Source organism: Microcoleus sp. K1-B1, from assembly GCF_036704705.1.
Taxonomy (GTDB): domain Bacteria; phylum Cyanobacteriota; class Cyanobacteriia; order Cyanobacteriales; family Microcoleaceae; genus Microcoleus.
Window position 1 is genome coordinate 72,240 of sequence record NZ_JAUBSH010000023.1, and the last position, 11,859, is coordinate 84,098.

General features: G+C 46.2%; 8 protein-coding genes and 1 pseudogene. 3 read left to right on the forward strand and 6 right to left on the reverse strand.

The features are described from left to right. Positions 1-176 precede the first annotated feature (176 nt). Positions 177-386 carry a transporter suffix domain-containing protein gene (locus QUA83_RS11430; protein WP_333293281.1) on the forward strand — a complete coding sequence of 70 codons (210 nt, stop codon included), beginning with the start codon at positions 177-179 and terminating at the stop codon, positions 384-386. Positions 387-485: 99 nt separating this feature from the next. Here QUA83_RS11430 and QUA83_RS11435 read toward each other — a convergent pair whose 3' ends face one another. Then, entirely contained in the window at positions 486-1,514 is a 1,029-nt protein-coding gene (locus QUA83_RS11435) for a hypothetical protein (RefSeq protein ID WP_333293282.1), read from the reverse strand. A 349-nt stretch (positions 1,515-1,863) separates the two neighbouring features. Between QUA83_RS11435 and QUA83_RS11440 the strand changes: the two are divergent. Both QUA83_RS11440 and QUA83_RS11445 read left to right on the forward strand, forming a co-directional pair. Further along, positions 1,864-2,060 (forward strand): annotated as a pseudogene (locus QUA83_RS11440) (DUF433 domain-containing protein). A 132-nt stretch (positions 2,061-2,192) separates the two neighbouring features. Next, positions 2,193-4,298 (forward strand): pentapeptide repeat-containing protein, encoded by a 2,106-nt coding sequence (locus QUA83_RS11445; RefSeq protein ID WP_333293283.1) that lies wholly within the window; start codon positions 2,193-2,195, stop codon positions 4,296-4,298. Positions 4,299-4,396: 98 nt separating this feature from the next. Here the strand turns inward: QUA83_RS11445 and QUA83_RS11450 are convergent, their stop codons facing one another. The 5 genes from QUA83_RS11450 to QUA83_RS11470 form a co-directional block, all read right to left on the reverse strand. Continuing rightward, entirely contained in the window at positions 4,397-4,666 is a 270-nt protein-coding gene (locus tag QUA83_RS11450; RefSeq protein WP_333293284.1) for a hypothetical protein, read from the reverse strand. Positions 4,667-4,876: 210 nt separating this feature from the next. Further along, positions 4,877-5,056 carry a hypothetical protein gene (locus QUA83_RS11455; RefSeq protein ID WP_333293285.1) on the reverse strand — a complete coding sequence of 60 codons (180 nt, stop codon included), beginning with the start codon at positions 5,054-5,056 and terminating at the stop codon, positions 4,877-4,879. A gap of 27 nt (positions 5,057-5,083) precedes the next feature. Further along, positions 5,084-8,287 carry an efflux RND transporter permease subunit gene (locus tag QUA83_RS11460; RefSeq protein WP_333293286.1) on the reverse strand — a complete coding sequence of 1,068 codons (3,204 nt, stop codon included), beginning with the start codon at positions 8,285-8,287 and terminating at the stop codon, positions 5,084-5,086. Between the two features lie 192 nt (positions 8,288-8,479). Beyond that, the gene (locus tag QUA83_RS11465; RefSeq protein ID WP_333293287.1) at positions 8,480-10,354 is read right to left on the reverse strand and encodes an efflux RND transporter periplasmic adaptor subunit; all 1,875 of its coding nucleotides are present in this window, start codon (positions 10,352-10,354) and stop codon (positions 8,480-8,482) included. Positions 10,355-10,618: 264 nt separating this feature from the next. Further along, entirely contained in the window at positions 10,619-11,227 is a 609-nt protein-coding gene (locus QUA83_RS11470; RefSeq protein ID WP_333293288.1) for a PadR family transcriptional regulator, read from the reverse strand. Between the last annotated feature and the right edge of the window lie 632 nt (positions 11,228-11,859).

Consider the following 11,859-nt stretch of genomic DNA (forward strand, 5'->3'; position numbering starts at 1 on the left):
CTACCCGGATTCATTGTAGGGAAACGGCACTGCCGTGTCCTGATTTCGGGTAATATTAATTCCGATGCTACCGGATTTGATATCACTCGGCGATTGAAATCGCTACTATACAAACGAAGTTCACTTTAACTAGACTAAGATATAAAGGAGATATCAAAGCTGTATTATGTGAATCTATGCAAAAACTCGGTTTATTTTTATTTATCGTATCTTTTCTACCGTGGTTGGCAGTCTTATTTGTTGTTCCCTTCCTGCCGCTGGACATGACCCAAAAAAATACTTTATCTGTCGTTCTGGCTGTTGCGACAGAAGTTTGTTTTTGGATTAGCGTGGTGCTGTTGGAAAAAGAACTATTTACCAAATATCGGCGTTATTTGTATCCCTGATATCTGTGGAAAAAACCCAGAAGTTTTAACCGCAGATGAACAGGAATCAACGCAGATAATGAGCCTGGATGTTGGCGTTTATCTGCGGTCAAGGTTGAGCTATTCGCTGAAAATTTGCAAGCGAATAGAGCGTTCTCCATCCCCGAAATCCACTTCAATCTTTTCTCCCGAAAGACTGTCCAAGCATCCCAAAAGCAACCGCAAATTCGGTGTGCTTGCTCCTGTATCCACGTACAATCTATCTGCCAAACTGCCTAAACGCTTCCAAATTGTGTAGAGTTTGACTACTGTTTGTTCTAGCTGTGCGGCTTGTTTTACAACGTCGGCGGTGGTTCCCAAACAGCCTACTCGCAAAGATTCTTCTAAGGCCATTTCCATGTCTAAGTGAGACTGATTGAGAGCTTGCACTTGGGCGGCAGCGTCGAGATATTTTGATAAGTTCTTGGCGTCGGATGTTAGCTGTTTGACAGTATCTACGTCGGGATTTTCTGCTACTTCTTTTTGAATTTCGCTTTGGTGAGATGGGGAGAGTTTCTCCATTTCTTTGACTAAAGGAGCGAGGTAGCGGGAAGGTAAAGAACCGCTAGATGCTTTTTCTTTGACTTCTTCTGGCAATAAATCTGAGTTCATTGCCATCCATTCGTCGGAGAGTTGTTTGACTTCGCGGCGGGTGATGCGATCGCCACTTGCTGCGGCATCTGTTACCATTTGCTGCACTTCGGGAGATGCTTTGGCGGTTTCTACAAAGGCTCTTTTGCTGAAGTTTCTAATGGAATTTGGGTCTAAATCTCCTTGCTGGATCAGAGTGTCGGCACTATTAGCTAATTCTATCAAAGAATAGGCTTGACTTTTGCCAATTTCTCGTTCTTTGAGCCAGTTCAAAAAGCCAGTGCCGCGTCCTTCGCCACCTTTTTTTTCTCTGTCTCTAACTGTTCGGAGAATGCGTCCCCGCCAAATGTCGGTTTGCAAGTCGAAGCGATCGCACACTTTCCAGGCATTGTCAACCTGATTTTCAAAATCAAAGTCTGGTAGTTGTTCGTCTTCGGGGTCTGGCAATTGGAAATTGATATCGGTAAAGCCGTTGAGGGCTTCTGCAAGTTCTGCGGGATTTAGGGGGACTTCAGCCATTAGGAAAAATTTGTGTAGTGCAACAGCCGGTTTAATTGGGAACTTGCACGGGTTGACAGTTGAGACGCTATATGTAGCGGTAATGTAGGCAAGATTTACCTACTAATAGAGCTTTTGTGCAAGTCATATCATTATTGCACGATGGGGGGCGATCGGCGAAAAGATACCTAAAAAGACTCCGGGCACGCCCCGGATGGGACTTGAGGGGAGTGCTGGCTGTGCGGGGATTGAGTTAAAGTGAATTAGGAAATCAAAGGAACTAATAAAATGCTGGAAACTACCAAACGTTAGGAGCGCTCTATCCCTTTGTTAAGCTAAAGTTGAAAACAGTAGCTAAAGGAAAAATTCCATGTCAGAACAAGACATCGCTAATATCATCACGATCGAACTGGTAAACGAGGTGGTAAACCTTGTATTCGAGGTATGACAATTACGGTTTATGATGTGTTGGAATATCTCGCTTCTGGGATGAGTTATGAAGAAATCTTAGATGATTGTCCCTATCTTACCCAAGAGGATATTTGGGCTTGTTTTAGTTTTTATTAAATAGTTATCGTATTAGGTTCGGTAATCGCTAATAATGATTGTGTAGTAAGAGGGTAAGGCTCGCGAGCTAGAAGCTTGCACTGTAGTCGTCATTAATTGACCGCACATAATATTATCTCCCTGCGTGAAATCATGCCCAAAGACTTCTCCGGTAAAAATCTCCGAGGCCACAATTTCAAAGGTCAAAACCTCACAGGTGCAAAATTTATCGGTGCAGACATCCGAGGCGCAAACTTCACCAATGCCATCCTCAGAGAAGCTGACTTCACCGGTGCCAAAGCTGGACTGCAACCTCACTGGACAATTTTTATAGTAACTATCTCGCTATTTTTATCGGCAATATCGGGATTAATGTCAGGCTTGACTACTGGTTGGGTAACATTGTTTTTCACTCCAGATAACATCAAACTCTACACCTTGATTCCAGGTGTCTTATTGGTGATAGTTTTGGCAATCTTCTTTATTGTTACCCTGCGCCAAGGTTTGGTGGCAGCTTTAGTGGCAGGGGCAGTTGCAGGGTCAGTGGCAGGAGTAGTTGCAGTGGCAGTTGCAGGGGCAGGGGCAGGGGCAGGGGCAGGGGCAGTGGCAGGGGCAGGGGCAGGGGCAGGGGTAGTTGCAGGGGCAGGGGCAGTTGCAGGTTTAGTGGCAGGGGCAGGGGCAGGGGCAGTTGCAGGTTTAGTGGCAGTGGCAGGGGCAGTTGCAGGGGCAGGGGCAGTGGCAGGGGCAGTGGCAGGGGCAGGGGCAGTTGCAGGACTAGGTATTTACAGTGCTTGGCGGGTTCTGGCTGGGGATGAGAAAGAGGCCTTGATTCGCACCATTGTCATTGCCTTTGCGGCGACAGGTGGCACTAGCTTTCGGAATGCCGATCTAACTGATGCCAATTTCACTGAGGCAACGCTCAAAAGTACAGATTTTAGAACAGCCAATCTCACTCGCACTTGCTTCCGCAATACAGAAAAACTCGATCGCGCGCGAGTCGGTAATTCGATATTAGCTGATACCCGCGTCCGAGAATTACTCATCACCGGCAATGGCTACAAAAAATCCTATGTTAGTGCAAATCTCCAAGGAGCAAACCTGATAGGTGTTAATCTCAACGAGGCCAATCTCAAGCAGGCTAATCTCAACGAAGCAACTTTGCATCAAGCTAATTTGGAATCGGCAAACCTCACTGACACTCAAGCCTTGGCAACAGATTTTACAGCAGCTAGTTTTACAGGTGCTTGTTTGGAAGCTTGGAATATTGACGGTAATACAAAGCTCGATCGCGTTGACTGTCGGTTTGTTTATCTTCTAGAATATCCCCAACCGGGAACTGACGATCGCGAACGCCGCCCTCACCACATCAGTAAATGTTTTGAACCGGGGGATTTCGAGAAACTCTATAAAAAGATTATGGAAACAGTGCAAATCCTGATCAAAGATGGGCTTAACCCCGAAGCTTTTACCGCCGCTTTTCAGAAGTTAATGCGAGAATTTCCAGACATTACACCGGAGTCAATTCAAGGAGTTGAGAAGAAAGAAAACGATGTTTTGCTGACTCTCAAAGTTCCCGAAGGAACGGATAAGGGTAAAGTTGAGCAAATGTGGGACGAAGTTTATCAAGCAAAGCTAGAAGCTCAAATCCGAGCCGAACAATTAAAATCTAAAGATGAAATTATTGCCATTCAAAAACATTATAATGATGTATTTGAAGACTTCGTGAAAGCAGGATATACTCAAAATTTAAATCTGAATGAATTTGTAAAATTGTTGACTCCGCCACCTGTTAATGTTAAGTTTATTAATGAAGTGAAATCTAGATCAGTGAGTAAAGCTATGAGTGACCAAATCGACCAAAGTCGCAAAATAGAAATTACAGGCGGAACCGTTAACGCTAGTGGTGCAGGAGCCTTAAGTTTAGGTGATATCAGCGGTACTGTTGCCAATACAATTAATCAATTATCTGATTCTGCTAAACCAGATGAACCGGGAATCAAAGAATTATTGACTGAGTTACAAACAGCGATCGAAGCTGAAACTGATTTATCTGATGATGATAAAGCTGAAGCATTGGAGCAGGTAAAAACTTTGGCAGAAGTAGGGAAAAATCCCCAAGAAAGTACAATGCAAAAGGCGGGGAAAACGGCAATGAAAATTTTGAAAGGGACTATTGCTGGTTTACCTAGTGCGGCGACGTTGGTAGAAGCTTGCAGTAAATTGTTGCCCGCGATCGCAAGTCTCTTACTTTTACCCTAAAATCCAATATCAACGCCCAGTAAGTAATTGTATTTTTAGGGCGGGCGAGACGCCCACCCCACGAAGATTCTTCGCTTCAATCAAAATGACAACGCAGCTTACCGTCCAGATTTTCTCAGCGGTGTACTGTTAGCCCGCGAACGACGGATCAGCACGCTCATCACCTGCTTCGGATTAGCCGCACGTTGTACGGGACTCCAATCGCCCACTTCTGCAAATCCCAGCCGGTACAAAGTGAGTATGGTTTCCCTGACACCTTTGGGCGAACCGACAACCGTTAACAGCACCACTTCCTGTTCGCATACTGCTGCTGAGTCGTCATTTGGGCGATCGGACTTGTTGTCGTCAGGTAAGAATTCCTGTGACATATTATGTTCTCCTGGTTTTGGGTTTTCTAGGAAAACCCAAAAACCCAGCCGCCCCGCATTTCAACATATAACAGGGCGGCTACAGACGATGTTAGAATCTTCCGTTAGCCTCCAGACTGCTACTCTCAGTTTGGCGGTTAGCTGTCCATTGCTGCTACCAACAGCTTTGGGCAGTGCAACTAGATTTTCGGGCGACGCGGGCTGCCTCCTCTACAAGCAAGCAACCTCTAACTTCAAAGCGTAGCCGCAGATGGGGGCCGCCGTCAATCCATTTTGGATTTTCGATTTTGGATTTTGGATTGAAGAATTGATCCCGGAACTAATCTGGGGACTTTGGGGGTTGTGATGCGGGATTTGCCGATTTTGGGCGATCGCACCAATGAGACTCACAAAACGATCGCCTTTTCAACTTACCAACTACAACGGCGATACTTTATCGCGTTCAATCTCCTCCTGGGGAGTTGTTTTGCCGTTCAGAATTGTGCCATCTTCGGGCGGATTTTGCGGGCGATCGCGCTTCTTAAAGCGATCGCGAGCCGAGACAACCACCACATACAGAACCGGCACCATAAACAAACTCAAGACAGTAGAAACCACCATTCCCCCCGCGATCGCATTCCCTAGCGATCTACGACTTGCCGCCCCCGCACCTTCCGGGTTAATTAGAGGAGCAATCCCCAAAATAAATGATAAAGAAGTCATCAAAATCGGTCGTAAACGCTCTTGAGAAGCCTCCACTGCTGCCTTAGCAATTGAATATCCTCGCTCCCGTAACTGGTTCGCAAACTCCACGATTAAAATCGCATTTTTACTAGCCAATCCAATCAACATCACCAAACCAATCTGGCAATAAACATCATTCGCCAAACCCCGCACAGACTGAGCTAAAAGAGCACCTAAAATCGCCAGAGGTACCGATAGCAAAATAATGAAAGGATCGACATAATTTTCGTACTGAGCCGCCAAAACCAAGAACACAAAAATCAGTCCCAAACCAAAAATAATTGGTGCTTGACCCCCAGACTCAATTTCTTCTAAAGAACTCCCCGACCATTCATACCCAAAACCCGATGGCAAAACTTCAGCCGACACCCTTTCCATCGATTTTATCGCCTGTCCAGAACTCGCTCCCGGAGCCGGAGAGCCACTAATTTCAATTGACCTATATAAATTGTAGTGGTTAACAGTTTGCGCTCCCACCACCGGAGTAATCTTCACCAAATTGCTCAAAGAAATCATTTCATTCTTTCCAGAGCGGACATACAATTTCCCAATATCTTCAGGATTATCACGAAACTGTTTATCCGCCTGAACATACACCCGATAATTGCGCTGCTGCAGATTAAAATCATTCACATACTGAGAACCCAGAGCCGTTTGTAACGTACTAAAAACATCATTAATGGGAATATCTAAAGCCTTAGCTCGATTGCGGTCAACTTCCACAAGTAACTGAGGCGTATTCGCAGCAAACGTACTAAATACCGCCTGCAATCCGGGCGTCTGATTCGCCTGCTTCAACATCCCGCCCATCGCCTGAACTAGAGAATCTAAACCGCTGTTACCTTTACGGTCTTGCAATTGAAATTGGAAGCCTCCAAATTGACCTAAACCTTGAATAGCAGGCGGATTCACCGGGAAAATTCTAGCTTCTGGAATCGCGAAAAACTTACCCCGCAATTTACCAATAATCGCCTGTACGGTTTGATCTTCACCTTTCCTTTCTTTCCAGGGTTTAAGGGTAGTAAATATAATCCCCTGGTTGGAACTATTACCACTAAAACCAAAGCCACCTACAGAAAAAGTCCCCACAACTTCAGGAACTTTGAGGATTTCTTGTTCAACTCCGTCCATCACCTGCTGGGTGTATTGCAGCGAAACGCCTTGAGGCCCTTGAATAATTGTCAGAAAATAGCCCTGGTCTTCCTCTGGGATAAATGCTGTTGGTACTGCTAAATAAAGCCAAGCGGTGAATCCCAGAGAAGCGATAAACAACAGGGTAACAATGGTTTTAAATCGTGTTAAGAATATTAAGGACTCTCTATATTTCTTTTGCATCCAATCCAGAAAAATATTAATCCGGTTAAACACCCAACCCAACGGGCCGCCAAACTTCTTACCTGGGCGCAGTAATATAGCGGCAAGTGAGGGAGTAAGAGTAACCGCCATAAAGGTAGAAAGCAGCACGGAAAAAGCAATTGTTAAGGCAAATTGTTTATAGAGTGCTCCCGTTGTCCCTGGGAAAAATGCCACGGGTACGAACACGGCCATCAATACTAAGGAAGTGGCAATTACAGCACTAAAAAGTTCCCGCATTGACTCGGAAGCTGCTTGGCGGGCATTCATACCTTGGCGGACTAAACGGTCAATATTTTCGACTACGATGATAGCGTCATCAACCACTAAACCTGTTGCTAAGGTAAGACCAAATAGAGACAAACTGTTAATCGTAAATCCGAAAGCTTTGATAAAGGCAAATGTCCCAATCAAGGAAATGGGAATTGTGATGGTGGGAATAATCGTAGTGCGCCAATCTTGCAGGAAAACAAAAATAACTATCACCACTAGCAAGACTGCTTCAAAAAGAGTTTTGACTACTTCTGCCATTGACTCTTGGACAAATTGAGTCGTATCTAGTGCTGTTCTATGTATCACCCCCGGAGGGAAGTTTTTAGCTAATTTTGCCATTTCTGCTTTGACGGCGTTGGCAACATTTAGAGCATTACTTCCTGGCAATTGGTAAATCCCTAAACCCACCGCGTCATTACCTCGAAATCGCAGGAAAGAGTTATAATTTTCTGCTCCTAATTCTGCTCTACCGACATCTTTTAACTTAACTAAAGTTCCATTTGTTTCGCTTTTAATAACAATTTCTTCAAATTCTGTGGGGCTTTTGAGACGACTTTCTGCACTCAAATCAATCTGATACATTTGCCCTTCTGGGGCGGGTTCTTGACCAATTCTTCCTACTCCAACTTGCAAGTTTTGTTCATTAATTGCTCTTGTTACATCTTGCATTGTTAGATTACGAGCAGCTAATTTATTGGGGTCGATCCACAGGCGCATAGCATAGCGTCTTTCCCCAAAAATTCGCACGTCGCCCACGCCTTTTACTCTCTTTAAAGTATCGGCTAAATAGAGGTCGGCGTAGTTGCTTAAAAATATGGTATCGTATTCTTTATTTTCGGTAAATAATCCTATAGCCAGCAGCAGGCTGTTAGATTGTTTGGTAACTGTAACTCCTGTGCGTTGTACGGCATCTGGGAGTTGTGGTTGAGCGACTGCAACTCGATTTTGCACATCGACGGCGGCAATATCTTTGTCGCGGGAAGTATCAAAGGTGGCTGTAATGGTGCTAGTGCCACTGTTAGTGCTACTGGAAGTTAGATATTTCAGTCCTTCAATGCCGTTGATTTGCCTTTCTAGGATGTTTGTTACCGCATTTTCGACAACTTCAGCATTAGCACCGCTATAGTTTGCTGTGACGTTAATTTGGGTGGGGCTGATGTCGGGGAAGCGCTCGATCGGCAGCGTCGGAATGCTAATTGCGCCTACTAAGATAATAATTAAGGCGCAGACGCTAGCAAAGACTGGTCGTTTAATAAAGAAATCTGCAAACATTATTTGGGTAATGGGTAGTTGCGGATGGCTAACGGGTAATTACACTTCAGTAAAAATTTAAAATAGCCCCCTTTTGAAGGGTTAGCGGGGAGCTAATAGCTGAGCAATCAAGTATTTGTGCATTTAGGGATTTAGTTGCAATTGAGCGCTCTTAATAAGCATATTAAAAGCGCTCAATTGCAACTACATATCTTAATTTTTGCTGGCTACTGGTAACTTTTTTTCTTGCTCTTCTCCTGCCGATCTCCCTGCCTCTTGAGCCATAATGGGAGCGCCGTCGGTTAAGTTGAGAATGCCTGCGGTAACAATGTTTTCCCCGGCTTTCAAACCTTCGATAACTTGATAATTATTTCCTTCAATGGTTCCCAATTTCACGGGCTTTTGCCGTGCTATTAAAGGTGGTGTGCCAGGTTTAGACTGTTCCGGCTTTTGAGCTGTGAAGACAAAAGTTTGCCCACCTAAGCGAGTGACTGCTGTGACTGGAACTAAAATTCCGGGGTTCTGTTTCCAGATGACTTTAGCTTTGACAAACTGGAGATTAAGCAGTTCGCCGGTGGGGTTGGGAAAGGTGGCTTTAGCTAAAATTGTTTGGGAATTGGCGCTGACGTTTGGGGAGATAAAACTGATTTGACCTTGGGCGATCGCCTTACCTTGAGCATCGAGCATTTGTACTGGCAGCCCTAAGCGTAATTGAGGCTGCCGTTCCAAAGGAATTGATAACCGCAAGTCTAGCAATTGGTTCTCTGTCAGGGTGGCGATCGCATCACCTTTTTGCAAGTAATCACCTACTTTCACTGGTATGTCGCCGATGACTCCCGTGAAGGGCGCGATGACCGCAGTTTCTTGTAGTTGTACTTCAAAGCCGCGCACTTGAGCGGCTGCCTCGGCAACTTGCGCTTCAGCTTGATCGAGCTGTTCTTGGCGCGTACCGTTTGCTAACTGCGCTAATCTGCTCTTGGCTTGTGCGACTTCTGCTTCGGCTTTGGCTATTTCCTCTGGGCGCGAACCGTTTTGCAATTGCCGCAAAGCTTGCCGCTGCTGTTGCAAGGCTGCTGTCCGGCGATCGATCTCGGCTTGTCTGTTCTTTTGTCGCTGCTCAAACCGCCTTTGAGCTTCTCGGAGGTTGGCTTTGGCGCTGCCTTCTTTTTGGGTGTATTGCTCAAGGGTGTTCGCGGATTCGGCGCCTTCTTTTGCCAAGGCCTGATATCTGGCAAGCTGCTGGCTGGCTAACTTTGCTTCGGCTGTGCTTGCTTCTATTTGCGCTCTTGCTTGGGCGATTTCTTCTAAGAGGCTACCTGTTTCGGCATCGGCGAGGTCGGCTTCAGCTTGGCTAACGCGGGCTTGGGCTTGACCAATTTCTTCTGGCCGAGAGCCCGATCGCAGTTGGGCGAGGTTGGCTTGGGCTTGGGCGACTTGGGCTTGAGCTTGGGCGATTTCTTCGGGCCGGGCTCCTGCTTGCAATTCGGCTAAGTGGGATTGAGCGCGGATCAGGTTGGCTTGGGATTGCCTCAAGTCAGCTTGGGCGCTGTCGCTTTTCATCCTGGCGATGGCTTGCCCTTTGTTTATGAAGTCGCCGGATTTGACAAAAATCTCTGTGACTAGCCCTTCTGTTTCGGGTTTGATTTGTACCGAACGCTTGGCTTCTAAGCTGCTAACAAATTCGGAAGCATCTTCGACTGAGCTGGTTTTTACGGCTGCGAGCTTGACTGGTATGGCTGGGGGTTGGGCTGCTGCTGCCGGTTGCTGTGGGCGATTCTGGCCCGATTGCCACGAGTACCAGCCGAAACCTGCTGCGCCTGTGGCGATCGCGATCGCGGCAATTAGGGGCCAGCGCGATCGCGGTTTACCAGGCTGGGGGCGATCGGCAACGGCGGGAAAATCCTCTGGTCGATCGCTGTCTGCATCGGTTCGGTGCAGTTCCGGTTTAGCAACAGCTTCGGGGCGATCGGCAACGGTAGCAGAATCCTGCGGTCGATCGCTGTCTGCATCAGTTGGGTGCAGTTCCGGTGTGGGAGATTTTTGCTTTTCAGCTTCAACGACGGATTCTGGGGATTTAGAATAACTCATTGGCAGCACCACTTAGATTTTTTTAACTTCTGACTGAGACTTGGGCGAAATCTTTGATTTTCCGGCGTTCCTCTCAAACATGGGGGAATAAGGACAAGGGATTTTAAAGATGATGGAATCGGGAAAGTCTCTTTTTAATGAGGTTGGAGTATGTGCAGGGCTTTAGTCTCATCACAGTTAGCCAAGCCAGGGGGTGATTATTTTTAGGAAAGCTTCTTGTTATTTCTCAAAATTTACGATGGCAGGGAAGATTGCACATCATTCTTATGACTCACCTGAGTGGGTGAGTTGGAAGGATTTTTCCTGGGAGTCGGCGGATTCAGGGGAGGTTGGGGAGTCACAAAGTCTGGCGATCGCCCTTTTTTCCTTGGCTAGTTGCTCGGTTAACCACTCTATCTCTGACGCCAGCACTGACTTGCAGCGATCGCGAGAGGCGAATTGATAGTCATCGGTTAGTGGATATTCGCTCTTGAGGCTTTCGATGTAGTCTTGACGGGTGTAACAGGCTCGCAAGCGGTGTTCCAATAGCTTCAGCCGTTCTGCGGGTTCTAAGTCGCCAAAAAAGAAAAACTTGATTTGGAACCGGGAACCACTGTTAACCCAGCTTTCTTGAGGGTGTTCGAGCATTTTTTGCCGCCACAGTTCGCGCCCTTTGGGGGTAATTCCGTAGATTTTGCGCGGACAGCCCGCATCTCCGGCTTCTTCGGCTATTACCGAAATCTCCCCTCGCTCTTCCAAGCGCTTCAGGAGTGGGTAAATTGCTCCGTAGTTGACGCTGATGCAACTGCTCATAAACAGCTCCAGTTGTTGCTTTAGCCGATAGCCGTGCAGGGGTTGCAACTGTAGCAGCCCAAGGGCTGATAATTCAAGCATTTATATCAATTTGATATTATAGTCTGAATTATATCACTATATCGGACTCAAGGGCGATCGGGTCCATCGATTTTCGATTTTCGATTTTCGATTTTCGATTGACTTGCGCGAGATAAATGCGGGGGCTTGAGGATTTTCGATTTTCGATTGATTCCACGGATAAATCACGTGGCGGGCACCATCAAGAAATTCCTGGTCACTACCTACTTTCAAAGAAAATTGATACTTAAATACATAGTTAATAAACTTTGTCAATACCCTTGAGATATAGTTTTTAATATCCAGAGTGAATTTTCTTGTGGAACAGTCATCTTGCCTGTTAAGCGAGAATGGTGCAACATTTCAGATTTCTGCGACATATCTCTTCTTGTTGACACTCCCTGACCTGAAGGCACAGGGATTCTTGAATCAGCCAGTCGATTTGCTCATTGATGCTGCCACCATTGAGTAGAGATCGGTCTGTCCGCAAGCGTGAATTTCGGTGTGCCCCACCGTATTTAAATTGATTCCTACCTGTTTCAAACCTTTAGTTAAAATGTTGCGAGCGGCATTATGACTGTACTTTAGACTAAATAAAGATGAGAACGGTGGCTTTGAGAAGAACTAAAGCCACCGCGCCGGGAGAGAATAAG

Excerpts from the sequence above, each read along its gene's own strand:
- QUA83_RS11460 (WP_333293286.1), bottom strand. The coding sequence starts at position 8,287 with ATGTTTGCAGATTTCTTTATTAAACGACCAGTCTTTGCTAGCGTCTGC.
- QUA83_RS11430 (WP_333293281.1), top strand. The coding sequence starts at position 177 with ATGCAAAAACTCGGTTTATTTTTATTTATCGTATCTTTTCTACCGTGG.
- QUA83_RS11470 (WP_333293288.1), bottom strand. The coding sequence starts at position 11,227 with ATGCTTGAATTATCAGCCCTTGGGCTGCTACAGTTGCAACCCCTGCAC.
- QUA83_RS11445 (WP_333293283.1), top strand. The coding sequence starts at position 2,193 with ATGCCCAAAGACTTCTCCGGTAAAAATCTCCGAGGCCACAATTTCAAA.
- QUA83_RS11465 (WP_333293287.1), bottom strand. The coding sequence starts at position 10,354 with ATGAGTTATTCTAAATCCCCAGAATCCGTCGTTGAAGCTGAAAAGCAA.
- QUA83_RS11450 (WP_333293284.1), bottom strand. The coding sequence starts at position 4,666 with ATGTCACAGGAATTCTTACCTGACGACAACAAGTCCGATCGCCCAAAT.
- QUA83_RS11435 (WP_333293282.1), bottom strand. The coding sequence starts at position 1,514 with ATGGCTGAAGTCCCCCTAAATCCCGCAGAACTTGCAGAAGCCCTCAAC.